The sequence below is a fragment of the Rhizobacter sp. Root1238 genome (assembly GCF_001425825.1).
Lineage (GTDB): Bacteria > Pseudomonadota > Gammaproteobacteria > Burkholderiales > Burkholderiaceae_C > Rhizobacter.
This window is the reverse complement of the sequence record NZ_LMDM01000050.1, coordinates 148,367-173,004: the sequence shown is the minus strand read 5'-3', so window position 1 is coordinate 173,004 and position 24,638 is coordinate 148,367. Positions and strand designations below refer to the sequence as shown.

Below are 24,638 nucleotides of genomic sequence, written 5' to 3'. Positions count from 1 at the left end.
AAACTCCTTGCGGTGAAACCGAAGACATCCCCGGTCACCCCCAACGCCTTGCGCATCGAAGAGGCCCTGAGCCGAAGTGCGCCTCTGGCTCACTTGCAGCGCTTGCTGCAGGAGTCGAATGCACGCTTCGATGCGGTACGAAACTGTTTGCCACCCACACTGGCCCTGCATGTGAAGCCCGGACCGGTCGACGATGAGGGCTGGTCGCTGCTTGCGGCCAACTCTGCGGTCGCCTCGAAGCTGCGCCAGCTGCAACCCCGGATGGAGCAAGCGCTCCAGGCCCGGGGCTGGCAGGTTACTGCAATACGTGTGAAGGTTCAATCAACCTGAGGCCCGACGTGTGTCAGGGGGTTGATGAAGAAATGTGTCTGGCCTAGACCACTCGGGCCAGATCGATGGTGGTGCCCCCGGCAGGAATCGAACCCGCGACCTTCGGTTTACAAAACCGCTGCTCTACCAGCTGAGCTACAAGGGCTGAGGCGGGGATTCTATTTGATGCGCTTGAGCGCCGGACGCGGCCCGCCACCGCCGGCCGGCGGTTCGGGCGGTTTGTCTTCCTCGGACTCGCCCGCCGGTGCCGCAGCCGCCGGCTCGGCCGTGCCTTCGGTGGTGGCCAGGCGCAGCCCGCCACCCGCCGGGCGATCGGCCGGTGCGGCGTCATCCGACGCGCCGGCCGTCTCGGACGCCGATTCGCTGGGCATCGGGAAGGCCATGCCCTGCCCGTTCTCGCGCGCATAGATCGCGATCACATGGTCCACCGGCACCGCGATCTCGCGTGCGATGCCGCCGAAACGCGCCTTGAACTCGATCAGCTCGTTGCCCAGCTTCAGGGCCGTGGTGGCCTCGAAGCTGACGTTGAGCACGATCTCGTTGTTCTTCACGTACTCGGCCGGCACGTGCACGCCCCGGTCGACGAACACCGCGAGGTACGGGGTGAACCCGTTGTCGGTGCACCAGTCGTGCAGCGCACGGATCAGGTACGGGCGGGTCGATGAGCCGGCGTTGCCCGGTGCCATGGGAGTGGAGGCCATGCTGAGCGTTCAGTCACGCAATCACTTGCGCATCACCTTCTCGGACGGCGTCAGCGCCTCGATGTAGGCCGGGCGCGAGAAGATGCGCTCGGCGTACTTCAGCAGCGGCACCGCGTTCTTCGACATGTCGATGCCATAGTAGTCCAGGCGCCACAGCAGCGGTGCGATGGCCACGTCGAGCATCGAGAAGTCGTCGCCCAGCATGTACTTGTTCTTCAGGAAGATCGGCGCGAGCTGCGTCAGGCGGTCGCGGATCTGCGCGCGCGCCTTCTCCAGCTGCTTGTCGTTCGGCTTCAGGCCGCGCGACTCGAGCACGTTGACGTGCGCGAACAGCTCCTTCTCGAAGTTCAGCAGGAACAGCCGCACGCGGGCGCGCGCGACCGGATCGCCCGGCATCAGCTGCGGGTGCGGGAAGCGCTCGTCGATGTACTCGTTGATGATGTGCGACTCGTACAGGATGAGGTCGCGTTCGACGAGGATCGGCACCTCGTTGTACGGATTCATCAGCGCGATGTCTTCGGGCTTGGCGAAGAGATCGACGTCGCGAATCTCGAAATCCATGCCCTTTTCGAACAGGACGAAACGGCAACGATGCGAGTAAGGGCAGGTCGTTCCGGAGTAAAGCACCATCATGGTGGTGGCTCCTTGAAGCAGAGGTCAAACAAAACACAAGACGCAGCAGGCACGCCGTCGGGCTGCCGCTGCGTCGTCGACCCGGGCCGTCGTGCAGCCCGGGGCGCGAAATCACATCGTTATTTCACGTCTTTCCAGTAAACCGCGTTCAGGCGCCAGGCGATGACGACGAACACGGAGAGGAACAGCAGCACCCAGACGCCGACGCGAATGCGCTGGCCCTGGGCTGGCTCTCCCATCCACTGAAGGTAGGCGACGAGGTCGGCGACGGCCTCGTCGTAATCGTTGGCGCTCAGCTTGCCGGGCGTCACCTGCTCGAAGCCGGCGAAGCGATGCGTCGACCTCGCCTCGTCGTGCGGGTCTTTCTCTTCGACGAACTTCGCGACCCGCTGGCCCTGCAATTCCCACAGCGCATGCGGCATCGCGACGCTCGGGAAGGCCAGGTTGTTCCAGCCGGTCGCCTTGGTGTCGTCGCGGTAGTAGCTGCGCAGGTAGGTGTACAGGTAGTCGGCGCCCGAGCCCTTGCCGATGTCGGCGCGCGAACGGGCGATCACCGACAGGTCGGGCGGCAGCGCGCCGAACCAGTCCTTGGCCTGCTTCGGGTCGAGCGAGGTCTTCATCGTGTCGCCGACCTTGTCGGTCGCGAACAGCAGGTTGGCCTTGATCTGCGCTTCGGTCAGCCCGATGTCGCGCATGCGGTTGTAGCGCATGAACGCCGCCGAATGGCAGTTCAGGCAGTAGTTGACGAACAGCTTCGCGCCGTTCTGCAGCGCCGCCAGGTCGGTCGTCTTGGCCACCGGGAACTGGTCCCAGGCCACACCGCCTTCGGAAGCGCGCGCCGCCCCGCCCGCCAGGGCCAGGCTCGCCAGCAGCGTGAGAAGGAGTTTCTTCATGGTGTTGTCTCCAGGTCTCTCAGTGGGCGTGGAAGGTCACGCGGTCGGGCACGGGCTTGAAGGTGCCCAGCTGGCTCCACCACGGCATCAGCAGGAAGAAGCCGAAGTACAGCAGCGTGCCCACCTGCGACACGTAGTTGCCGACTTCCGACGGCGGCTGCACCCCCAGGTAGCCCAGGATCAGGAAGAACACGACGAAGACGCCGTAGACGATCTTGTGCCAATCGGGGCGGTAGCGGATCGACTTCACCGGGCTGTGGTCCAGCCACGGCAGGAAGAACAGGATGATGACCGCACCGCCCATCACGACGACACCCCAGAACTTGGCATCGAACACGTTCAGCAGCGCCACCGCGATGACCGCCGCGACCACCATCGCCAGCTTGGCCGCACCGCCGAACTTGCCTTTCAGCAGGGCCGCGACGGTGGCCACCGCGATGATGCCGGACAGCACCTGCACCATCAGCGTCGTGGTGGCGCGCAGCATCGAGTAGAACGGCGTGAAGTACCAGACCGGGGCGATGTGCGCCGGCGTCTTCAGCGGGTCGGCCGGGATGAAGTTGTTGTACTCGAGGAAGTAGCCGCCGAATTCGGGCGCGAAGAACACCACCGCGCTGAAGATCAGCAGGAAGCCGGCGACGCCGAAGATGTCGTGCACCGAGTAGTACGGGTGCGACGGGATGCCGTCCAGCGGATGGCCGTCGGGGCCGCGCTTGGCCTTGATCTCGATGCCGTCGGGATTGTTCGAACCCACTTCGTGCAGCGCGATCAGGTGGGCCGCCACCAGGCCGAGCAGCACCAGCGGCACCGCGATCACGTGGAAGCTGAAGAAGCGGTTCAGCGTCGCGTCGCTGACGACGTAGTCGCCGCGGATCAGCAGCGCCAGGTCGGGGCCGACGAAGGGCACGGCGGCGAACAGGTTCACGATGACCTGCGCGCCCCAGTACGACATCTGGCCCCACGGCAGCAGGTAGCCCATGAAGGCCTCGGCCATCAGGCACAGGAAGATCGCGCAACCGAAGATCCAGACCAGCTCGCGCGGCTTGCGGTAGCTGCCGTACATCAGCCCGCGGAACATGTGCAGGTAGACGACGATGAAGAACGCCGAGGCACCGGTGGAGTGCATGTAGCGGATCAGCCAGCCCCACGGCACGTCGCGCATGATGTACTCGACCGATGCGAAGGCAAGCGCCGCATCGGGCTTGTAGTGCATCACGAGGAAGATGCCGGTGACGATCTGGATCACCAGGACCAGCATCGCGAGCGAGCCGAAGAAGTACCAGAAGTTGAAGTTCTTCGGCGCGTAGTACTGCCCCCACTGCTCGTTCCACATCTTCGTGGCGGGGAAGCGGTTGTCGACCCAGGTCATGAGCTTGACGCCCACGGACGCATTGGCGGGCGCTTGCTTGAATTCAGCCATGTCGTTGTTCTCCGGGGTGCTCGGGGCTCAGGCCTTCTTGTCTTCGCCGATCAACAGCCTGGCGTCGGACAAGTACATGTGCGGCGGCACTTCGAGGTTGTCGGGTGCGGGCTTGTTCTTGTAGACGCGGCCGGCCATGTCGAAGGTCGACCCGTGGCACGGGCACAGGAAGCCGCCGGTCCAGTCGGCGGGCAGCGACGGCTGGGCGCCGGCCTGGAACTTGTCGCTCGGCGAGCAGCCGAGGTGCGAGCAGATGCCCACCACCACCAGCACCTCGGGCTTGCGCGAGCGGGCCTCGTTGCGGGCGTACTCGGGGGTCAGCTCGTCGGGCTTGCGCTGCGAATTCGGGTCGGCAAGCTGTGCGTCGTTCTTCGGCAGCATGGCAAGCTGCTCGGACGTGCGGCGGACGATCCACACCGGCTTGCCGCGCCATTCGACGGTCTTCTTCTCGCCCGGCTTCAGGTCGCTGATGTCGACCTCGACGGCCGCGCCGGCGGCACGTGCCCGCTCGGACGGCTGGAAGGTGCTGACGAACGGGACGGCGGCTGCGACGCCCCCGACCGCGCCGGCGCCACAGGCGATGGCCACCCAGGTGCGACGGCCTTGATCGACCTGGTGCTCACCATGGTGTGAAGCACCTTGCTGGCCACTTTGCTCACTGCTCTCTGAACGACCTTGCTTGTCACTCATTGGGGGTCCTCGGCTTGCGACTTCTAGTCACGGGCAACCGAGAATTCTAGCGGACGTGTCAACCCCCTCGCCCGGCGGCGCGGGGTCTGCGCCACTGCGGGCGGACCCTCATTGACGCCGGTTTCGGCTTGACATCCGGCATTGCTGGTCAATACTCCCGCGCAATACCGAAAAACAGGAGCACCCCATGGGATTCGCCACCGAATTCAAGGCTTTCGCGATGAAGGGCAATGTCGTCGACCTCGCGGTCGGCGTCATCATCGGCGCGGCCTTCGGCAAGATCGTCGATTCCATCGTCAAGGACCTGATCATGCCGGTGATCGGCCGACTGATCGGCGGGCTCGATTTTTCGAACTATTTCCTGATGCTGGCCAATCCGCCGGCCGACTTCAAGGGCCCGCAGACTTACGAGGCGCTGACAAAGGCCGGCGTTCCGTTGTTCGCCTACGGCAATTTCATCACCGTCGCGCTCAACTTCCTGATCCTGGCCGTGATCATCTTCGTGATGGTCAAGCAGATCAACCGCCTGAAGCACGAAGCCCCGGCGGCGGCGCCGGCAGCCGTGCCCGAAGACGTGCAGCTGCTGCGCGAGATCCGCGATGCGCTGAAGAAGTGAACGTTCGCGCCGCGGGGCGTGAAATGCTCCCCGCCGGCCAACGTCGCCACGCCGCAACGCGGCGCGTGCCCCCTTCGTTTGGGCTCATACTTGGCGGTATCTCCGTCCGGACCACCCGTCCGGCGGTTTCGCCCCGGTCCGCCCATCGGCCCTGTCCGTAGATGAATCCGATCGATCCACGTTCGCAAGCGGCGTTCGACGCCGCCATCAGCCACCTGAAGACGACCACCGCGGCGGTGGCGGACCGCGTGTCGACCCACCTGGGCACGCTGGCTTCGGCGGCGATGCGGATCTACGAACGCGACATCCTGATCACCGCGCAGCTCGACCTGCGCCGCCACATGAGCACCTTCGTGCTGGTGTTCGGCGACACCCTCAGCAAGCGCGTGACGCGCGAGCTGAGCCCGAACCGCGAGAGCGGCCGCAGTCTCGCCGAGACCGACTGGATGTCGCTCAGCATCGTCGGCGACGCCGAGATGGAAGAGCAGATGTCGGCCGACCGCATCAGCCAGGCCATCACCCACGCCTGCGAATGGGAGCTGCGCGACATGGCGGCCTACACCGGTTCGCTGCTGGGCATCGGCCGCGCCGACCAGGAGCGCAACCCGCTGCGCGGCGAAGTGATGGGCGCCGCGGTGTTCCGCGCGATCGAATCGGTGTCGAACGAGCGCGAGACGCGCAAGGTGCTGGCGCGCGAGATGAGCCTCGCGCTCGCGCGCGCGATGCCCACCTGCTACGGAGACATCCTGAAGGACTTCCGCGCCCGCGGCGTGCAGCCGGTCAGCCTGTCGGTGCGCGGCGTCGAAGGCCCCGGCAACGAGCTGGCGCGCGACCGCGTCAACTCCGGCTACGCAACGCTGCGCGACACCGGCTCGTCCGGCAGCGGCAACCTGTACAGCCCGACCACGATGACCGGCGACTTCGACAGCGGCCAGGGCGGCCTGCCCGGCCGCGGTCCGGGCGGCGGCTCGGGTGGCGGCTCGACGCGCGGCGGCTTCGGCGGACCGGGTGCCGGCGGTGGTGGGCCCCATGCCGGTGTCGGCACCGTCGGCCGCCCCGGCACCGGCACGCTCGGCCGCGATGCCGCCGGCCGCGGCAGCCAGAGCTTCGGCAACCCGAACGCCGGTGCCGGCCGCTTCACGCCGCGCCCCGGCGTCAGCGCGCAGGCCGATGCCGAGCTGATGTCGCTGATCCGCCGGCTGACCTTCCTGGCGACCCGCCCGGGCGACCTGGGCGGGCCGACCGGCGGCGGCCTGCACACCGGCTCGCCGGGGCTCGGACGCGCGAGCGCGCTCGGCAGCCTGAGCGGCGCCGCCACCGGCAGCGGCGGCCTGAACGAGGGCTTGTCGGGCCTGATGGCGGTCAACGTGATCCGCCAGCACCGCGACGAGCTGCGCCAGGCCTCGACCGGCTCGCTCGATCACATGGTGATCGACGTGGTCGGCAGCCTGTTCGACCAGATCCTGTCCGACCCGCGCGTGCCGCCGCAGATGGCGCGCCAGATCGCCCGCCTGCAGTTGCCGGTGCTGCGCGTCGCGCTGGCCGACCCGAGCTTCTTCTCGTCGCGCAAGCACCCGGTGCGCCGCTTCGTGAACCGCATCGCGTCGCTCGCGGTCGCGTTCGACGACCTCGACGACGGCGCCGGCAAGCAGTTCATGGCCCGGGTGCGCGACCTGGTGCAGGAGATCGTGCAGGGCGACTTCGACCAGATCGACCTGTACACCGCCAAGCTCGGCGCGCTCGAGACCTTCATCGCGCAGCAGGCCAAGGAAGAGGTGCAGGCGAATGCGTCGGCGGTGACGCTGGTCGACGCGAAGGAATCCGACCTGCGCGTGCAACAGCGCTACATGCTGCAGCTGCAGGCCGCGCTGAACCCGATGGCCTTGCCGGACTACCTGCGCAACTTCCTGGCCCAGGTGTGGAGCCAGGCGCTCGCGCAGGCCACCAAGTCGCACGGCGCCAACTCAGAGCTGGTGCAGCGCCTGAAGCGCGCCGGCCGCGACCTGGTGATGAGCGTGCAGCCGAAGGGCTCGCCGGCGATGCGCAAGAAGTTCCTGATGCAGCTGCCGCCGCTGATGAAGGACCTCAACGAAGGCATGGCGCTGATCGGCTGGCCTGACGCGGCGCAGAAGGAGTTCTTCAGCAAGCTGCTGCCGGCGCATGCCGATTCGCTGAAGGGCCAGCCGCTGACGGAGCTCGAATACAACCTGCTGGCCAAGCAGCTCGAAGGCGTGTTCAACACCGCGCTGCCGGAGCCCGACGGCCTGCTGCGCGACGTGCCGATGTCCAGCATGGGCGCCGCGCCGATCGAACCGCACTTCTCGCCGGACGAAGCCAAGCGCATCGGCCTGGTGCAGGAGAGCGCGATCGACTGGTCGGGCAGCGTCGACATCGACCTCTCCGCCGACACCGGTCCGGACACCGAGCCGGGCGCCGGCGGCGGCGACACGCAGCCGGGGCCGCTGCACGTCGGCGGCGTCGACATCGACCTCGACCTGTCGTCCGAGCCGGCCGAGCCGTCGCAGGGCGTGCAGCTGATGGACCATGTGAAGCTCGGCTTCGCGTACCAGATGCACCTGAACGACCAGTGGCAGAAGGTGCGGCTGAGCTACGTGAGCCCGGGGCGTGCGTTCTTCGTGTTCACCCGCGGCAAGCGCCATCACGAGACGGTGTCGCTGACCTCGCGAATGCTCGCGCGCATGTGCGAGACCGGGCGCTTCAAGGCCTTCGAGCAGGCCTACCTGATGGAGCGCGCGACCGCGCGGGCGCGCAAGCAGCTGGCGGCGCTGTCGGCTTCGTCTTCCGGGGCGCCGACCACGCGGCATTGACGTAGCCCGGATGCCAATCCGGGATCGCGTCAGCACCATCGACCCGGATTGGCATCCGGGCTACGAGAGTCGGCGCGCCATCTGCAACGCGGCCAGCAGGCTCGATGCATCGGCCCGGCCGGTGCCGGCGATGTCGAATGCCGTGCCGTGATCGGGGCTGGTGCGCACGAACGGCAGCCCGAGCGTCACGTTGACGCCTTGTTCGACACCGAGGTACTTGACCGGGATCAATCCGTGGTCGTGCGTCATCGCGATCACCAGGTCGAACTCGCCGCGGCGCGCGCGCATGAACACCGTGTCGGGCGCGAACGGGCCGCTCGCGTCGATGCCTTCGGCGCGCGCCGCGTCGATGGCCGGGCGGATGATGCGGATCTCTTCATCGCCAAACAGGCCGCCCTCCCCCGCATGCGGATTCAGCCCGGCCACCGCGATGCGCGGCGACGACAGGCCCCAGCGTGCAGCAGCCTGCTGCGAGATGCGCAGCGTCTGCAGCACCGCGTCGAAGGTCACCGCATCGATCGCGCGCCGCAGCGACAGGTGGATGGTCACCAGCACCGTTCGCAGCTCTTCGTTGGCCAGCATCATGCGCACCGGCGGCAGCGGCGCGCCAGCCTCGACCGACAGCGCCTGCAGCATCTCGGTGTGCCCCGGGAACGCGACGCCGGCGGCCGACAGCGCCTCCTTGTGGATCGGCGCGGTGACGATGGCCGCGATCTCCGCGCCGCGCGCCAGCCGCACCGCGTGCTCGATGCAGCGCGCCGCCGCCGCGCCGGCGCGCGCATCGACCTGCCCGATCGGTGCCGCCATCAGGTCGGCCGGCAGCCCGGGCGGCAGCAGCACCGGGATGCAGCCCGGCGGCGCCTCGAGCGCATCGGCGGCACGCTCGATCACCGCCACCGCCAGCCCGCCGCCAGTCGACGCGACCGCACGGCGCTGCACCGCCACGTCGCCGATCACGAAGCAGCCGGCCGCCTGCGGCAGGCGAAACAGCTTCGCGATGATCTCGGGGCCGATGCCGCAGGCATCGCCCTGCGTCAATGCGATCGGTGCACGGGTCGTCATTCCGAGGTGCCTTTCAGGTCAGCGATTCAGATCAGCGGCCGCGGCGACAGCTTGCCATCGCCGTACAGGTCGGCGAGGCGCTCCAGCGCCCGCACGTCGGTCAGGAACAGCTGCCCATTCTCGATGCGGTGCAGCCCCTGGCGCTGCAGCTTGCGCAAGGTCTTGTTGGTGTGCACCAGCGACAGCCCGAGTGCATCGGCGACATGCTGCTGCGTCAGCGGAAACGGCACGCCGTTGACCCCGGCGTCCGGCATCAGCGCGGCCGCACGACGGAACAGGTGCACCAGCAGCGTCGCGACGCGCTCGGCCGCGCTGCGACGGCCGACCGACAGCAGGTTGTCGTCGACCAGCGCCTCTTCGTGCGCGGCCAGCCAGGTGACCGCGAAGCCGAGCCGCGGCGTGTGCTGGTGCAGCGACCACAGCGCATCGCGCTCGAACACGCACAGCCACGCTTCGCCCAGCGCCTCGACGCCGTGCACCGCGGCATCGGTCATCTTCTGCTGCACGCCGATGAAGTCGCCCGGCAGCAGGAAGTTCAGGATCTGCCGGCGGCCGTCGCTCAGCGTCTTGTAGCGGAAGGCCCAGCCGGAAAACAGCGTGAACAGCGGCGCGTCGGTCGACCCCTCGTCGATGATGCTGGCACCGCTGTCGCGCCGCAGCTCGCGGTGCTTCAACGACTGGATCAGTGCCAGTTCGTCGGGCGCCGCCGCCACGAACAGCGGCAGCACGCGCAACGGGCAATCGCTGCACGGAACACGCACCGCACTGCGCTGCAGTGCTGTGTCAATTGACATGTGTGTGGCCCTCCGCGGCCGCTAGATTGGAGGCTTTGGCCTCTTGTGATCGCTATCGCCCCGTCGTCCGCCCCGTCGTCCGTGTACCGCGTCCTCTACCTCAGCCATCTCGCGCCCGGTCGGGACTTCTCGGTGGTTGCACGGATTCTGCACGTGTCCCGTGAACGCAACCAGCAGCTCGGCATCAGCGGCGTGCTGGTGTTCGATGGCGCGCGCTTCTGCCAGCTGATCGAAGGTCCGCGCCCGCAGATCGTCTCGCTGGCGCAACGCATCCAGGCCGATCCGCGCCACACCGGCTACCGCGTGCTGTTCGAAGGCGAGGACGGCAGCGCGCGCCTGCTGCCGCGCTGGCGCACCGGCTACTGCGAACCCGACGCGCTCGACGTGTTCGAGGACGACGAGCGCCTCGGTGCCGGCCGGGCCCTGGGCACGTTCATGCAATGCGTGCCGGGCTGGGACCTGGTGTCCTGAATCGAGGGCCTGTTTCGCTCGCTGCGCTGACTCCTGCGCGGGAATCTCCCGTCGGGCCGTCGCGGGCCTGCCCCTACGCTGCACAGCCAGGGTGCCTCCAGAGCAAGAAGTAGACGTGTGGCAGTTTCGTGCGGACGTCGTCGCACGCCAGGCTCGCTGTGCATCGGTCCCCGCGCGACTGAGGAGACAAGAGTGCAACACGATCGTTCAACACCGCGGCGGCGCTTCGCCCTGCGGTCGGGATGGCTTGCCGCCCTGCTGGTGGCAGGCTGCGGCGGTGGCGGTGGCAACAGCGGCGGGCATGACGATGCCGCGATGACGGCGGCGCGGGCCCCGACGGAAGCCGCTCAGGCGGCCGACGTCAACCTGCTGCCGCTGGTCAACCCGTTCGTCGGCACGAAGATCGGCAACCCGAACCCGGACAACCAGGGCACCGGCGGCGCGGTCGGCAACACCTTCCCCGGCGCGACGCTGCCCTTCGGCATGGTGCAGTACAGCCCCGACACCGGCTACGGCGAGTTCTACGGCTTCGGCGGCTACAACTACGACAAGGGCGTGATCCAGGGCATCAGCCTGATCCACTCCAGCGGCACCGGCTGCTCGATCCAGCAGGACATCTCGATGCTGCCCATCGTCGGCAACATCGCGAGTTCGCCGGGCACGCACATCGAGAACTACCAGGTCGGCTTCTCGCATGCCAACGAGCAGGCGGTGCCGGGCTCGTACCGCGTCGGGCTGAACAACGGCGTCAATGCCGAGCTCACCGTCACGAAGCGCACCGGTGCCGGCCGCTTCACCTGGCCCGCCACCAACGACGCGACGATGATCCTGAACATCGGCCGCAACGGCGTCGGCGCGCGCAGTGCGCAGCTGGAGATCGTCGGCACCGACTCGGTCCAGGGCTTCGTCGAGACCGGCGGCGTGTGCGGCGGCGGCGGCTACTTCGTCTACTTCCACGGCCAGTTCGACAAGCCCTTCGCCAGCTTCGGCACCTACCAGGGCGACACCGTGACGCCCGGCTCGCGCACCGCGGCGCGCGCGCAGAACAACGGCGGCTGGGTCAAGTTCGCCGGCGGCGGGCAGGTGAAGCTGCGCATCGGCGTCTCGTACGTCAGCACCGCGAACGCGAAGCTGAACATGCAGACCGAGAACCCCGCCTGGGACTTCGACGGGCTCAAGAGCGCGGCGCAGGCGACCTGGAACGCGACGCTGAACAAGGTGCAGGTCACCGGCGGCTCGACCGACGACCGCACCAAGTTCTACAGCGCGCTGTACCACTCGCTGCTGCACCCCAACCTGTTCAGCGACGTCAACGGCCAGTACATCGGCTTCGACAACAAGACCTACACCGCGACCGGCTGGGACAAGTACGCCACCTTCTCCGGCTGGGACATCTACCGCTCGCAGGTGCAGCTGATCGGCTGGCTCGCGCCGAAGGAGGCGAGCGACATGGCGCAGTCGATGGTGGTCGACGCCGAGAAGGGCGGGGGCGGCTATCCGAAGTGGCCGACCGCGAACGACGACACCTGCGTGATGGTGGGCGATGCCGGCGCGGTGATCGTCGCCAACCTGTACGCCTTCGGCGGCCGCAGCTTCGACACCGCCGCCGCGCTGCGCTACATGGAGCAGGGCGCGACGCAGCCCGGCACCCGTTCGCGCAACTGCGAGACGCGCCCGGGGCTGGCCGACTACCTGGGCCATGGCTACATCCCGATCGAGACGCCGAACCTGTGGGGCGCAGCTGCGTCGGCCGAAGAGTACGCGCTGGCCGATTCGGCGATCGCGCAGTTCGCCGGCGCGCTCGGCGACACCGCCAGGCGCGACAAGTACCTCACGCAGGCGCAGATGTGGAAGCCGCTGTACTCCAAGGTCAGCGGCTACATCCACCCGCGCACCGCGGGCGGCAGCTTCAAGAGCGGGTTCACGCGCACCGACGGCGCCGGCTTCGTCGAAGGCGACTCGGCGCAATACACCTGGATGGTGCCGCAGAACTACCGCGGGCTGTTCGACCGCATGGGCGGCAACGCGGCCGCCATCGCGCGGCTGGACGAGCACTTCACGCAACTCGATTCGGGGCCGAACAGCCCGTACGCCTTCATGGGCAACGAGCCGGAACACGGCACGCCGTGGGCCTATGCCTTCGCCGGCGCGCCGTACAAGTCGCAGGCGGTGGTGCGGCGCATCCTGAACGACCTGTACAAGACCGGCCCGGACGGCCTGACCGGCAACGACGACCTGGGCGCCACCTCGGCCTGGTACGTGTGGGGCGCGCTCGGGCTGTACCCGGAGATCCCGGGCCTCGGCGGCTTCGTGCTCGGCAGCCCGCTGTTCCCGAGCACCGCGGTGCGCATGGGCAACGGCCGCACGCTGACGATCAACGCGTCGAACGCCGGCGCGAACGGCACCTACGTGCAGAGCCTGAAGGTGAACGGCGCCACGTCGACGCGCACCTGGCTGGCGCTGTCGCAGCTGGACGCCGACACCACGCTGGACTATGTGCTGGGCGCCAGCGCCAACACCGCGTGGGGCAGCGCCGCGGCCGATGCGCCGCCGTCGTTCGACGCGCCACGCACCACGACCAACGCGAGCGGCTTCTTCTCGGACTTCGAAGCCGGCATCGCGCAGCCCGACTGGAACGACACCGCCGACTTCCAGGCCAACGTCGGCGGCTTCTGCTGCGGGCTGGCCGGGATGGAGACCTCGACGCGGCGCGAGAACATCGCGCACAGCGGCAGCACGGCGCTGATGTACTCGGGCAACGACACCGACGCGACGCGCTCGTTCTCGTACAACAAGGTGTTCGACGTGCGGATCCCGGTGACCGCCAGCACGACGCTGTCGTACTGGATCTATCCGCAGGGCTCGGCGCCCAACAGCGCGTTCGTCGCGGTCGACCTGATCTTCACCGACGGCAGCAGCCTGCGCGATTCGGGCGCGACCGACCAGAACGGCGTGCGGGTGCATCCGGAGTTCCAGGGCCGTGGCGGCCGGCTCGCCGGCAACACCTGGAACGAGGTGCGCTCGAACATCGGCCAGTGGGCGGCGGGGCGCACGATCGCACGCATCCTGGTGGCCTACGACCGCCCCGACGCGACCGGCACGTTCCGCGGTTTCGTCGACGACCTCCGCGTCGCGCCCTGATCAGGCGGGGTTGTCGATCTCGATGAACTCGTGCGCGAGGCCGAATTTCTCGGCCACGTGCGCGGCCAGCGCAGGCGCTCCAAAGCGCTCGCTGGCGTGGTGCCCGCAGGCGAAGAAGGCGACGCCGGTCTCGCGTGCCAGGTGCGCCTGCGGTTCCGAGATCTCGCCGGTGACGTAGGCATCGGCGCCGGCGGCGATCGCGGCTTCGAAATAGCCCTGGGCGCCGCCGGTGCACCACGCGACGCGCCGGATCGGGCGGCCTCCTCCAGAGACGCCCGGGTCGACGACCACCGGCGCGCGGTTCAATCGCAGCGAGAGCAGCGCGGTCAGCGCCGGCACCGTCAGCGGCTGCGCCGGGCTGCCGATCCAGCCCAGGTCCTGGTCGCCGAAGCGGCCGTCGGCCATGAAGTTCAGCCGCACGCCGAACTGCGCGTTGTTGCCGAACTGCGGGTGCGCGTCCAGCGGCAGGTGGTAGGCCAGCAGGTTGACCTGGGCCGCCAGCAGCCGCTCGATGCGTGCCTTCAGCCAGCCGGTGATGCGGCCGTCATGGCCCTTCCAGAACAGCCCGTGGTGCACCAGCAGCGCATCGGCGCCACGCTCGATCGCCGCCTCGATGAAGGCCCGGCTCGCGGTGACGCCCGACACCAGCTTGCGCACCTCGGGTTTGCCCTCGATCTGCAGACCGTTCGGCCCATAATCGCGGAAGCGGCCCACGTCCAGCAGCGTGTTCAGGTAGGACTCGATTTCGGAGCGTGCGGCCATGACACAGGACCCTGTTGATGCGCAAGACGTGGCTGATTTTCTCCCAGGCCGTGACGGTGGCCGTGGCCGTGCTGTTCGTGGTCGCGACGCTGAAGCCGGACTGGGTGCGCCGCCAGCCCGGCAACGGCATGCCGAGCATCGTGTCGATCAGCCAGGCGCCGGCGCTCCAGAACGTGTCGCTGCCGCCCGGCGGCGTCCCCAGCTACAGCGGCGCGGCACGGCGCGCGTCGCCGGCCGTCGTCAGCATCACCGCCAGCAAGGCGCCGGCGCGCAACCCGCATGGCGAGGACCCGTGGTTCAAGTTCTTCTTCGGTGAGGGCGCGCAACAGCGCGAACAGCCGCAGGTCGGCCTCGGCTCCGGCGTGATCGTGTCGCCCGAGGGCTACCTGCTGACCAACAACCATGTCGTCGAAGGCGCCGACGACATCGAGGTGCAGCTGGTCGACGCGCGCCGCGCGAAGGCCAAGGTGGTCGGCAGCGATCCCGACACCGACGTCGCGGTGCTGAAGATCACGCTCGACAAGCTGCCGGTGATCGCGTTCGGCAGCGCCGAGACACTGCAGGTCGGCGACGTGGTGCTGGCCATCGGCAACCCGTTCGGCGTCGGCCAGACGGTCACGTCGGGCATCGTCAGCGCGCTCGGCCGCAACCAGCTCGGCATCAACACCTTCGAGAACTTCATCCAGACCGATGCGGCGATCAACCCCGGCAACTCGGGCGGTGCACTGGTCGACACCAACGGCAACCTGCTGGGCATCAACACCGCGATCTACTCGCGCAGCGGCGGCAGCCTGGGCATCGGCTTCGCGATCCCCGAGACGACCGCGCGCCAGGTGATGGAAGGCCTGATCCGCGACGGCCAGGTCACTCGCGGCTGGATCGGCGTCGAGCCGCGCGACCTGACGCCCGAGATCGCCGAGACCTTCAACCTGCCGATCAAGGAAGGCGTGCTGATCACCGGCGTGCTGCAGAACGGCCCGGCCGCGACCGGCGGCCTGCGCCCTGGCGACGTGGTCGTCAAGGTGGCCGAGACGCCGGTGAGCAACACGGTGCAGCTGCTGGCCGCGGTGGCCGCGCTGAAGCCGAAGGAAACCGCGCAGATCGGCGTGCAGCGCGGCGACAAGGCGCTCGAGATCAGCGTGATGGTGGCGCAGCGGCCGCGCGGCAGGGCACAGGTCAGGCGCGAAGAATGATCGCTGTCCGGGGCTGCTCAACACCGGGTGACCAGTTGCTCCAGTCGGTCGAGTGGACCCCCGCGCCGAACGCCGGAAACTGCGCACCGCGCCGGCGTTGCTCGACCCGGCGTCCGCGATCCGCCTGAAAAGGCTCCCGCGACACCGGCACGATGGTCGGGATGGTCCTGCGCAGTGCCCAGTAGCTCTCCAACACGGTTTCATCCTGTGTTTCGAGGTACTGCACCTTCAGTGAATCGCACCGATGCAAGTCAGCACGCTTCGACTCATCGGAGCAGAACATGCGGTCCACCCGGTGCCCCTCGCTCAGGTCGATCGACCCCACGCGGAACTCCGGCCGGTCCAGGAGCAGGCACGCCAGGCGTTCCTGCAAGAAGATCTTCAGCGCGACCGGCCGTCCGCCCCGTGCCGGGTAGGTCGTCGCGGCGTTCAAGTCGGCCGCGAGCTGATTGGCGTCGTCTTCGCAGCACTTCCACAGTTGCTGCGCAAGCTCCAGCCACTTGCGCCAGAACACGGGCTTCGCGATGAAGTAGTTCGAGAAAACCGTGTGGCGCGACCTGACGACCCGTGTTCTCAGGTCGATGCCCAGGCCGATGCTGTCGACAAACCGTTGACTCGCATCCAGCAGGCCCGCACAGGTCGCGTCGCCCTGCTCGAACGCGTTCAGGAAAAACGCACCATGGTCCCAGAAAGGCGAAAGGAGCATGACGTCCTCGGCATCGCCCACCACGTTGAGCAACTCGATGACCTGCTGGCCGTTGACGCCAGTCTTCTCGGCAAAACGTGGCGACAGGAATCCGTACCACGCACCTTCCTGCAGTGTGTTCGACTGAAGGAATTTGAGAATGGGCCAGAACTCCAGCCAATCCGGCCGCTCGCTCGCGGTGTTGTCCAGCGGAATGAACTCAGGCTCGACCCGACGTCGGGAAGCCTCGTCGTAATGGATCTGGTAGACGAACGCAGTCCGGCTCATCGATGTCAAGTTCCCGACCTAGGCCTTGGAGGTCGTCTCGTCCTCGGGCGCCCGCGTGTGCTTGATGAAGATCACCGAGGCCCAGATGCCGACCTCGTACAGGATGCACATCGGAATCGCGAGCGCGAGTTGCGAGACGATGTCCGGCGGCGTCACGACGGCTGCGACGATGAAGGCCAGCACGATGAAGTAGGCACGGAAGGCCTTCAACTTCTCGAGCGACACGATGCCCATGCGGGCCAGCACGACGACGACGATCGGCACCTCGAACGCAGCGCCGAACGCGACGAACATCGTCAGCACGAAGCTCAGGTAGGCCTCGATGTCCGGTGCCGCTGTGATGCTCTTCGGCGCGAAGCTCTGGATGAACGCGAACACCTTGCCGAACACGAAGAAGTAGCAGAACGCGACGCCGAAGAAGAACAGCAGCGTGCTCGAGATCACCAGCGGCAGCACCAGCTTCTTCTCGTGCGTGTACAGCCCCGGCGCGACGAAGGCCCACACCTGGTACAGCACCACCGGCAGCGCCACCAGGAAGGCCGCCATCAGCGTGATCTTCAGCGGCACCAGGAACGGCGAGATCACGTTGGTCGCGATCAGCTTGCCGCCGGCCGGCAGCGCCATCACCAGCGGATGCGCCAGCAGGTCGTACAGCGCCGCCGGGCCGGGGTAGACCGCGAGGATGCCGAAGCACACGCCGATCGCGATCACCGCGCGGATCAGGCGGTCGCGCAGTTCGATCAGGTGCGTGACGAAGGGCTGCTCGGTGCCTTCCAGCTCATCGCGGCCGTCGCTGTTCAACTTCATGGGAGGGATTCAGGTTCGCGGGCCGAGGGAGTTCAGGCCGCAGGGTTCAGGCCGACGAGCGCGGCGGGCGGAAGCGTGCGACACGCGCCGCACCCGACTGCGCCTTGTTGCGCACGCCAGTGCGCTGCTTGTACCACTGCGGCGTCGCGCCGCGCTTCAGGCGCCAGTTCTTCTTCGGGTGCTTGTACTGCGGTGGCGGCGGTTCCCAGCCGAGGTGCTGGCCGCTGTCCGGCGTCGAAGCCGCATCGCCGGGGGCATCCCAGGCGCTGGCCATGTCGGCGCGCGTCTGGTGGATCTCGTTCGAGACCGTCTGCTCGACGTTGCGGGCCGCGTCCTCGAACTCGCCCTTCATCTTCTTGAGCTCTTCGAGCTCGATCGAGCGGTTGACCTCGGCCTTGACGTCGGCCACATACCGCTGCGCCTTGCCGAGCAGGTGGCCGACGGTGCGGGCGACCTTCGGCAGCCGCTCGGGCCCGATGACGATCAGCGCCACGGCGCCGATCAGCGCGATCTTGTCGAAACCGAAATCGATCATGCGGTCGTCATCCGACGGGCCAGCCCGAGCCGGCCTCGGATGCTCATCACGATTTGGTCTTCGCTTCGACGTCGACGGTGTTCGGATCGACGGCCTTCTGGCCGACCTGTTGCGATGGCGGCACGACCTCGCCATTGGCGCTGGTCGTCGAACCGTCCTTCATGCCGTCCTTGAAGCCCTTGACGGCGCCACCCAGGTCGCTGCCGATGTTCTTGAGCTTCTTGGTGCCGAACACCAGGACCACGATCACCAGCACGATGAGCCAGTGCCAGATGCTGAACGAACCCATGAGTCTTCTCCTGCGGGAAATAGCGGATTCTAGGGGGTCGGGGGATCACCCTTTGGCCCACGGCCTGGGTCCGCCGACGACATGCATGTGCAAATGTGGCACTTCCTGCCCGCCATCGACGCCGGTGTTGATCACGGTGCGAAAACCGTTGACGGCGCCCTGCTCGCGCGCGAGCTTCGGGGCCAGCGCGAGCATCTTGCCGAGCAGCGCCTGGTGCTGCTCGGGCACGGTGTCGTACAGCGATGCCAGGTGCGCCTTCGGCACGATCAGGAAGTGGACCGGCGCCCACGGCGCGATGTCGTGGAAGGCGATCAGTTCATCGTCTTCGAAGACCCTGCGGCTCGGAATCTGCCCGGCCGAGATCTTGCAGAAGATGCAGTTCGGGTCATGGCTCATGGCGCGGGCACCGGCATCGGCGTGTTCGAGTTCAGGTTCACCCAGCCGCGCACGACGCGGTACAGGAACCAGATCGAGATGATGGCCCAGGCGATCCATCCGGGGACCAGGAACAGGAACCACAGCGGCAGCGTGACGACGTACAGCACGGCGGCCCAGATCACCGAGCGGATGCGCCAGCGGAAGTGCGATTCCTGCCAGCTGCCGGCGGCTTCGTCCTTCTTCACCAGGTCGAGGATGAAGGCGACGATCAGCAGCACCGGCGTGACCTGCGCGCCGGGCAGCACGGCGGCCACCGCGACGATCGCATGCAGCGCGTAGCTGATGTGGCCGATGTTCTTCAGCGAGCGCTGGCTGTCGGAAAGCTGGGTCACGACATCGTTCATGTTCCGTCCGCCTCTCGGGTTTGCAACTTGCGCGCGGCGAATTCCTCCAGGCCCGACAGGCCTTCGCGCCGCTCCAGCTCGGCCAGCACGTCGGCGGGCGTCAGCCCGAACGCGCTGAGCGCGAGCATCGAATGGAACCACAGGTCGGCGACCTCGTAGACGATCTTCTGGCGGTCGCCGTCCTTGGCGGCCATCACCGTCTCGGTGGCCTCTTCGCCGATCTTCTTCAGGATCGCATCGGTGCCCTTGTGGAACAGCCGGGCGACGTAGCTCTTGTCCGGATCGCCCTGGCGGCGCGACTCGATCACCGCCGCCAGGCGGGCGAGCGTGTCGTTGCCGTTGCGCGCGGCGTTCACCTCGGTCTTCACGTCCGTCATTTGTAGATGGTCCCCGGGTCTTTCAAGACCGGCTCGACGGTCTGCCAGGCGCCGTCCTTGTAAAGCTGGAAGAAGCAGCTGTGACGGCCGGTGTGGCAGGCGATGCCGGGGGTGTGGCCCTGCTGCGTCACCTTCAGCAGCAGCACGTCGTTGTCGCAATCGAGGCGCATCTCGTGCACCTGCTGCACATGCCCGCTTTCCTCGCCCTTGTGCCACAGCCGCTGGCGCGAGCGGCTGTAATAGACCGCCTCGCCGAGCTCGGCGGTGCGGGCCAGCGCCTCGCGGTTCATGAACGCGAACATCAGCACGTCGTTGCTGCCGACCTCCTGCGCGATCACCGGCAGCAGGCCCTGGGCATCCCACTTGATCTCGTCGAGCCAGCTCATCGGGCGAGTGTATCTGTGGCGCAAGTCGGTCCGGAGAAACCGCGTTCCTCGGCGAACCAGGCCAACACCGGCACGGTGCCGGGCAGCACCGGCTGCACCTGCACCGGCAGGTCCTGCCAGGCCATCTGCTGGCGCTCGCGCATCTCGAACTCGCCGGTCCACGCGAAGACCTTGCAGAAGTGCAGCCGCACGCGCGCATGCGGGTAGTCCATCAGCTCGATCTTCCACGGCTGCACCGGCCCGATCGTGATGCCGATCTCTTCATGCAACTCGCGGCGCAGCGCCTGTTCGACGCTCTCGCCGGCTTCCAGCTTGCCGCCGGGAAATTCCCAGTAGCCCGCATACACCTTGCCCTCGGGCCGGCTGGTCAGCAGGAAGCGGCCGTCGGCATCGATCAGCACGCCAACGGCAACGTCGACCGGCGTGCGCTCGTCTGCGCCGCTCATGAAGCGTGCCGCCCGGCGTAGTCTTTCGCGAACTGGAACGCGACGCGCCCCGAGCGCGACCCGCGTTCCAGCGCCCACACCAGCGAAGGCTGCCGAGCCGCGGCGATCTCGTCTTCGCCGACGCCGAAGCCACGCAGCCACTGCGCGACGATCGCGAGGTACTCGTCCTGGCTGAACGGATAGAAGCTGACCCACAGCCCGAAGCGTTCGCTGAGCGAGATCTTCTCTTCGATCACCTCGCCGGGATGGACCTCGCCGTCCTCGGTGTGCTGGTACGTGAGGTTCTCCTTCATGTACTCGGGCAGCAGGTGGCGGCGGTTGCTGGTCGCGTAGATCAGCAGGTTGTCCGATGCCTGCGAGACCGAGCCGTCGAGGATGGACTTGAGCGCCTTGTAGCCGGGCTCGCCTTCGTCGAAGCTGAGGTCGTCGCAGAACACGACGAAGCGTTCGGGCCGCTCGGCGACCAGGTCGACGATGTCGGGCAGGTCGACGAGGTCCGCCTTGTCGACCTCGATCAAGCGGAGTCCGCGATCGGAAAATTCGTTCAGGCAGGCCTTGATCAGCGAGCTCTTGCCGGTGCCGCGCGCCCCGGTCAGCAGCACGTTGTTGGCGGCATGCCCGGCCACGAACTGCGCGGTGTTGCGCAGCAGCCGCTCCTTCTGCGGCTCGACCTCGACCAGCTCCGACAGGCGCACCTGCGCCACGTGCCGAACCGGCAGCAACTGCCCGGAGGCGCCGCGCCGGCGGTAGCGGAACGCGATCGACGCCGACCAGTCGGGCGCAACCAGCGGCTGCGGCAGCACCGACTCCAGCCGGGTGAGCAGCGCATCGGCGCGTTGGATCAATTGCAGCAACGTGTCGGGAGCGAAAGACATGCAAGACCGCCGGGTCTACCGGCACCAAGGCTGGAACGGGCCGCCAGTGTAGCGGTCGCGTTTTGGCGCCCGGATCAGCCCCGCCCGGCAACCACGGCGGAACGCGGCGCACACCGGTACGTCCCTCGCCCGGCCGACTTGGCCTCGTACAAGGCCTTGTCCGCCAGCGCCATCAGCGCCCCCTCGGTGCTGTCGTCGCCTTCGTAGAACGAGATGCCGATGCTCGTCGTGACACTCAGCGAATGCCCCAGCACCTGCTGCTCCGCCGCGATCGCCGCGAGGATCTTGCGGGCCAGGAAGTGCGGCTCGTCCACCGTGTTCAGCCCTTCGAGGATCACGACGAACTCGTCGCCGGCCAGCCGCGCCACCGTGTCGGTCTTGCGGACGCTGGCCAGGAGCCGCTGCCCGAAGGTCTTCAGCACCTCGTCGCCACCGGCATGGCCCAGCGTGTCGTTGATGCCCTTGAACTTGTCGATGTCCATGAACATCAGCGCCATCGGCCGTCCGCTGCGGCGGCAGCGCGACATCGCCTCCGAAAAGCGTTCCTCGAACTGCCGCCGGTTGGCCAGTCCCGTCAGCGCATCGACCCGCGCCAGCGTCTGCAGCTTGCGCTCGAGTTCCTTCTGCGCCGACACGTCGTTCGTCAGGCTGTACACGCCGATCACCCGGCCCTGCTCGTCGCGGTGCGGCAAATAGTTGACCTGGAAGTGCCGCGGCCCCTGCCCCAGCACCGCCACCGTCTCGAACTGCACCGTCTCGCCGCGCAGCGCGCGCTCGATCTGGCGCTGCCGCAGGGCCATCACCTTCGGCGGCAGCACGTCCTGCATGCGCCGGCCCATCGCGGCGGCCACCGGGATGCCGGTCCAGGCCTCGAACACCGGGTTGCAGAACTGGAAGCGCAGGTCGGTGTCGACATACGTGATCAACGCCGGCACGTTGTCGGTGATCGTGCGCAGCCGCGCCTCGCTCGCGGCCAGTTGCGCCTGCGCCTGGTGGCGCTCGGTGATGTCCATCACCATGCCGTAGACACCGGCGACGCTGCCGTCCGGCCGCCGCTCGGGCACGTACTCGACCAGGTGATGGTGCTCGCCGCCGAGCCAGGGACCGTGCCGCTCGTAGCGCACGCGCTCGCCGCGCAGCGCGGCCGCGATGTGCTCTGCAATGACACCGAACGCGTCCGCGCCCAGCACGTCCTGCATGCGCTCGCCGATCATCGCCTTCGGGTCGAGGCCGGCCATCGGCAGGTAGCGGGCATTGGCGAACTGGTAGCGCAGGTCGGCGTCGACATGGAACACCAGCGCCGGCAGGTTGTCCGACACCATCTGCAGCCGGCGCTCGCTGCGCGCCAGGCGCTGCGCCAGCGGCAGCACATGCGAGCGCAACAGCCAGGCGCCCACCAGCACCAGCGCCGCCAGCAGGCCCGTCAGCAGGTGCAGCCGCGAGCGGATGTAGCTGAACAGCTCGCCGCTGTCGGTCTTGACCACCAGGCCCAGGTTGAGGCCTCGCAGCGGCGCATAGCCGGCCTGCACCGGCACGTCGCGCAGGTCCTTCACCGAATCGGTTCCGGTCATGCCGAGCAGGGCCTTCGAGATCGGCAGATAGGGCTGGCCGTCCTGCCGGTACATCGCGATGTGGCGGCCCGCCTCGTAGAAGCGGCTCGGCAGGCAGACCGCGTCGTCCTCGATGCGTGCGCACAGCAGCGCGTCGGTCGAATCGTCGTGGTGCTGCAGGTCGTACAGCAGCCCGGTCAGCACGCCCAGCCGGCGCTCCAGCACCAGGCCGCCGACGCGCGCTCCGTTGCGCTCGACCGGCAGTTCGCTGTGCAGCACCAGCCCGTCGTCCCACAGCAGCGTCGAATGGCCGTCGCCCAGCGGCAGCGCCACCGGCGCCTCGCGCAGCCGCGCCGAACCCGCCTCCAGCAACGCCTCGCCTCGCCCGTTCTGCACGCGCAAGGCGCTGAAATCCTGGCCCAGCACGCTGGCCGCCAGCTCGCGCAGGTCGTCGAAGGCCAGCGCATCGGTCGGCTTCACCGCCAGCTGCGCGAGCGAGCGCTGCAGCGCGAGCTGCCGCGACACGCTTTCGGCGATCTCCATCTCCTGCTTCAGGCTGTGCGCGAACGCGCCGGCATGGCCGCGTGCCGCGGTCTCGAGGCCCTCGGCCACCGTCATCTTGTAGGCGCGCTGCATCAGCGCGAAACCGGCCACGCCGGACACCACGGCGACGATGCCGAGCACGCCGACCGCGGTGCGGGTGATGCGATCCTCGGGTCGCTCGGCCACGGCGTCGGCCGCGTCGCCGGCCAGCAGGCTCGACCACAGCGCCGCGCCCAGCACCACCAGCATCGCCATCACCGCCGCCGACATGCTGTTGAACGACAGCAGCTTGTACATCGCCTCCAGGTCGAGCACGTAGCCGGTGAGCGCCGACAGGCCGACCGCGAGCGTGCCGTACACGCTGCACGACACCAGCAGGCCGCGCCAGCGCACGCCTGGCCTGTGCTGCAGCCACAGCGCCAGGCCGGCGAACAGGAAGCCGAGGCAGGAGTTCGGCGCCAGGCGTCCGGGGTGCGATGAGGCCGGCTGCAGCGCGCGGTGCAGCGCCGGCATGTCGATGCCGAGGTCGATGCCGCCCAGTTGCTCGGCCATCACCAGCACGGGCAGCAGCATCAGCAACGCGGCACACCACGCCAGCCGGCGCGACGGCACGCGCGGGCCGCTCCACAGCGCGACCGCCGCCACCAGGCCGAGCAGGCCGGCGTTGAAGCTGGCCGGCACCGCGTTCACGAACAGGCGAGCCAGCTCGACGCGACCGCTGAGCACGCCGGCCATCACGCACAGGCCGACGCCCGCCAGCCACAGGGCGGCGAGACGATGGAACGGCACCCGGGGAAGGATCGGCATGGCGGCAACGATGCGCCGCCCGATGCGGAGCTTTGCCGGATATCGGCCGACTCAGCCGGGTTCTTGAGCGGCCGGCGGTTGCGGCGGCAGCGGCAGCACGGCCTGCTCGGCCACCGCGAAGACCCGCTCGCCGGGCGCCGGCCGGATCGTCTTCAGCCCGGTGAACGCACCGAAGGCCGGCAGCACGCCGACCCGCTCGCCGAACCAGAAGCACGGCAGCCGCACATGGTCGCGGGGCCGTCCGCCGAGCACGATGCCCGGGTGCAGGTGACCGGCCAGCACGTAGCCGTCGTCGCGCGCAACGGGGTGGTGGCACAGTGCCAGCCCGCCGAGCCGCAGCGGCTCGTCGACGACGTCGATCCGGGCCCAGGCAGGCGGATCGCCGGCGTGGGCATCGTGGTTGCCGCGCACCAGCGTCAGATGCAGATCCGCATGCCGCTCGCGCCAGCGCGCGAGCGCCTCCAGCGTCGAGGCCGCGTGCGCATGCACGGAGTGCAGGAAATCGCCGAGGAACACGATGCGCCGCGCGCCGTGCTGCTCGACCAGTCCGGTCAGCCGCGACAGCGTTTCGCCGGTCGTGGCCTCCGGCACCGGCACGCCGAGCCTTCGGAACGACACCGCCTTGCCGAGGTGGGCATCGGCCACCAGCAGCGCGTGCTGCGCCGGCCACCAGGCGGCCTTCTGCGGCAGCAATGCGAGGCGCTGGCCGCCGACATCGGTCGTGACCATCGATC

26 protein-coding genes and 1 tRNA gene are annotated in these 24,638 nt (G+C 68.2%); 6 read left to right on the top strand and 21 right to left on the bottom strand.

Annotated features, from left to right (window positions below):
- The first annotated feature begins 12 nt into the window (after nucleotides 1-12).
- Nucleotides 13-330 carry a DciA family protein gene (locus ASC98_RS29960; protein WP_156151584.1) on the top strand — a complete coding sequence of 106 codons (318 nt, stop codon included), beginning with the start codon at nucleotides 13-15 and terminating at the stop codon, nucleotides 328-330.
- Nucleotides 331-399: 69 nt separating this feature from the next.
- On the opposite strand, the gene ASC98_RS29120 is transcribed toward ASC98_RS29960, so the two are convergent.
- The 6 genes from ASC98_RS29120 to petA form a co-directional block, all read right to left on the bottom strand.
- Nucleotides 400-475: transfer RNA gene (locus ASC98_RS29120), tRNA-Thr, on the bottom strand.
- 13 nt (nucleotides 476-488) lie between these two features.
- Nucleotides 489-1,031 carry a ClpXP protease specificity-enhancing factor gene (locus ASC98_RS29115; RefSeq protein WP_056805927.1) on the bottom strand — a complete coding sequence of 181 codons (543 nt, stop codon included), beginning with the start codon at nucleotides 1,029-1,031 and terminating at the stop codon, nucleotides 489-491.
- A 21-nt stretch (nucleotides 1,032-1,052) separates the two neighbouring features.
- Nucleotides 1,053-1,664, bottom strand: a complete 612-nt coding sequence (locus ASC98_RS29110) for a glutathione S-transferase N-terminal domain-containing protein (protein ID WP_047500858.1) — start codon at nucleotides 1,662-1,664, stop codon at nucleotides 1,053-1,055.
- Between the two features lie 119 nt (nucleotides 1,665-1,783).
- Nucleotides 1,784-2,557: a cytochrome c1 gene (locus tag ASC98_RS29105; protein WP_056805924.1), complete on the bottom strand. Its 774-nt coding sequence runs from the start codon at nucleotides 2,555-2,557 to the stop codon at nucleotides 1,784-1,786.
- Nucleotides 2,558-2,576: 19 nt separating this feature from the next.
- A complete protein-coding gene (locus tag ASC98_RS29100; RefSeq protein ID WP_056805920.1) occupies nucleotides 2,577-3,977 on the bottom strand; it encodes a cytochrome bc complex cytochrome b subunit in 1,401 nt (466 codons plus the stop codon).
- Nucleotides 3,978-4,004: 27 nt separating this feature from the next.
- On the bottom strand, nucleotides 4,005-4,667 hold the full coding sequence (petA, locus tag ASC98_RS29095) for a ubiquinol-cytochrome c reductase iron-sulfur subunit (protein WP_082542103.1): 663 nt from the start codon (nucleotides 4,665-4,667) through the stop codon (nucleotides 4,005-4,007).
- Between the two features lie 187 nt (nucleotides 4,668-4,854).
- Here petA and mscL point away from each other — a divergent pair, with 187 nt between their 5' ends.
- Nucleotides 4,855-5,283: a large conductance mechanosensitive channel protein MscL gene (gene mscL, locus ASC98_RS29090; protein WP_056805912.1), complete on the top strand. Its 429-nt coding sequence runs from the start codon at nucleotides 4,855-4,857 to the stop codon at nucleotides 5,281-5,283.
- A 161-nt stretch (nucleotides 5,284-5,444) separates the two neighbouring features.
- Nucleotides 5,445-8,111, top strand: coding sequence for a DUF1631 family protein (locus ASC98_RS29085; RefSeq protein WP_056805909.1), 2,667 nt, complete (start codon nucleotides 5,445-5,447; stop codon nucleotides 8,109-8,111).
- A 60-nt stretch (nucleotides 8,112-8,171) separates the two neighbouring features.
- On the opposite strand, the gene pdxA is transcribed toward ASC98_RS29085, so the two are convergent.
- Together pdxA and ASC98_RS29075 are read right to left on the bottom strand one after the other, a co-directional pair.
- Nucleotides 8,172-9,173 carry a 4-hydroxythreonine-4-phosphate dehydrogenase PdxA gene (gene pdxA, locus ASC98_RS29080; RefSeq protein WP_056805906.1) on the bottom strand — a complete coding sequence of 334 codons (1,002 nt, stop codon included), beginning with the start codon at nucleotides 9,171-9,173 and terminating at the stop codon, nucleotides 8,172-8,174.
- Nucleotides 9,174-9,199: 26 nt separating this feature from the next.
- Nucleotides 9,200-9,967, bottom strand: coding sequence for a Crp/Fnr family transcriptional regulator (locus ASC98_RS29075; RefSeq protein WP_056805904.1), 768 nt, complete (start codon nucleotides 9,965-9,967; stop codon nucleotides 9,200-9,202).
- Between ASC98_RS29075 and ASC98_RS29070 the strand changes: the two genes are divergently transcribed.
- Together ASC98_RS29070 and ASC98_RS29065 are read left to right on the top strand one after the other, a co-directional pair.
- Nucleotides 9,968-10,438 carry a BLUF domain-containing protein gene (locus tag ASC98_RS29070; protein WP_082542104.1) on the top strand — a complete coding sequence of 157 codons (471 nt, stop codon included), beginning with the start codon at nucleotides 9,968-9,970 and terminating at the stop codon, nucleotides 10,436-10,438.
- A 192-nt stretch (nucleotides 10,439-10,630) separates the two neighbouring features.
- A complete protein-coding gene (locus ASC98_RS29065; RefSeq protein WP_157598092.1) occupies nucleotides 10,631-13,579 on the top strand; it encodes a GH92 family glycosyl hydrolase in 2,949 nt (982 codons plus the stop codon).
- Here ASC98_RS29065 and ASC98_RS29060 read toward each other — a convergent pair whose 3' ends face one another.
- Nucleotides 13,580-14,341, bottom strand: a complete 762-nt coding sequence (locus tag ASC98_RS29060) for a Nif3-like dinuclear metal center hexameric protein (protein WP_056805895.1) — start codon at nucleotides 14,339-14,341, stop codon at nucleotides 13,580-13,582.
- Nucleotides 14,342-14,358: 17 nt separating this feature from the next.
- Between ASC98_RS29060 and ASC98_RS29055 the strand changes: the two genes are divergently transcribed.
- Nucleotides 14,359-15,534, top strand: a complete 1,176-nt coding sequence (locus ASC98_RS29055; protein ID WP_056805891.1) for a trypsin-like peptidase domain-containing protein — start codon at nucleotides 14,359-14,361, stop codon at nucleotides 15,532-15,534.
- On the opposite strand, the gene ASC98_RS29050 is transcribed toward ASC98_RS29055, so the two are convergent.
- From ASC98_RS29050 to pdeM, 12 genes are all read right to left on the bottom strand, one after another.
- Nucleotides 15,518-16,507, bottom strand: coding sequence for a hypothetical protein (locus ASC98_RS29050; RefSeq protein ID WP_056805888.1), 990 nt, complete (start codon nucleotides 16,505-16,507; stop codon nucleotides 15,518-15,520). The two genes, ASC98_RS29055 and ASC98_RS29050, sit on opposite strands and share 17 nt — an antisense overlap.
- An 18-nt stretch (nucleotides 16,508-16,525) precedes the next feature.
- Nucleotides 16,526-17,314, bottom strand: a complete 789-nt coding sequence (gene tatC / locus ASC98_RS29045) for a twin-arginine translocase subunit TatC (protein ID WP_056820627.1) — start codon at nucleotides 17,312-17,314, stop codon at nucleotides 16,526-16,528.
- 46 nt (nucleotides 17,315-17,360) lie between these two features.
- Nucleotides 17,361-17,849: a Sec-independent protein translocase protein TatB gene (gene tatB / locus ASC98_RS29040; protein ID WP_056805881.1), complete on the bottom strand. Its 489-nt coding sequence runs from the start codon at nucleotides 17,847-17,849 to the stop codon at nucleotides 17,361-17,363.
- Between the two features lie 46 nt (nucleotides 17,850-17,895).
- Complete coding sequence (tatA, locus tag ASC98_RS29035) at nucleotides 17,896-18,138, bottom strand: Sec-independent protein translocase subunit TatA (protein ID WP_056805879.1); 243 nt, start codon at nucleotides 18,136-18,138, stop codon at nucleotides 17,896-17,898.
- A 45-nt stretch (nucleotides 18,139-18,183) separates the two neighbouring features.
- The gene (locus tag ASC98_RS29030) at nucleotides 18,184-18,534 is read right to left on the bottom strand and encodes a histidine triad nucleotide-binding protein (protein WP_056805876.1); all 351 of its coding nucleotides are present in this window, start codon (nucleotides 18,532-18,534) and stop codon (nucleotides 18,184-18,186) included.
- Nucleotides 18,531-18,920 carry a hypothetical protein gene (locus ASC98_RS29025; protein WP_056805873.1) on the bottom strand — a complete coding sequence of 130 codons (390 nt, stop codon included), beginning with the start codon at nucleotides 18,918-18,920 and terminating at the stop codon, nucleotides 18,531-18,533. The genes ASC98_RS29030 and ASC98_RS29025 overlap by 4 nt, the downstream gene beginning before the upstream one ends.
- Nucleotides 18,917-19,297, bottom strand: coding sequence for a phosphoribosyl-ATP diphosphatase (locus ASC98_RS29020; RefSeq protein WP_369820467.1), 381 nt, complete (start codon nucleotides 19,295-19,297; stop codon nucleotides 18,917-18,919). Before ASC98_RS29020 ends, ASC98_RS29025 begins: the two co-directional genes overlap by 4 nt.
- Nucleotides 19,294-19,683, bottom strand: coding sequence for a phosphoribosyl-AMP cyclohydrolase (gene hisI / locus ASC98_RS29015; protein ID WP_056805870.1), 390 nt, complete (start codon nucleotides 19,681-19,683; stop codon nucleotides 19,294-19,296). Before hisI ends, ASC98_RS29020 begins: the two co-directional genes overlap by 4 nt.
- Complete coding sequence (locus ASC98_RS29010; protein ID WP_056805867.1) at nucleotides 19,680-20,129, bottom strand: NUDIX domain-containing protein; 450 nt, start codon at nucleotides 20,127-20,129, stop codon at nucleotides 19,680-19,682. Before ASC98_RS29010 ends, hisI begins: the two co-directional genes overlap by 4 nt.
- Nucleotides 20,126-21,004 carry an ATP-binding protein gene (locus tag ASC98_RS29005; protein ID WP_056805865.1) on the bottom strand — a complete coding sequence of 293 codons (879 nt, stop codon included), beginning with the start codon at nucleotides 21,002-21,004 and terminating at the stop codon, nucleotides 20,126-20,128. Before ASC98_RS29005 ends, ASC98_RS29010 begins: the two co-directional genes overlap by 4 nt.
- 74 nt (nucleotides 21,005-21,078) lie before the next feature.
- Nucleotides 21,079-23,904 (bottom strand): PAS domain-containing protein, encoded by a 2,826-nt coding sequence (locus ASC98_RS29000; RefSeq protein ID WP_056820624.1) that lies wholly within the window; start codon nucleotides 23,902-23,904, stop codon nucleotides 21,079-21,081.
- A gap of 51 nt (nucleotides 23,905-23,955) precedes the next feature.
- Nucleotides 23,956-24,633, bottom strand: coding sequence for a ligase-associated DNA damage response endonuclease PdeM (pdeM, locus tag ASC98_RS28995; RefSeq protein WP_056805858.1), 678 nt, complete (start codon nucleotides 24,631-24,633; stop codon nucleotides 23,956-23,958).
- Nucleotides 24,634-24,638: the final 5 nt, after the last annotated feature.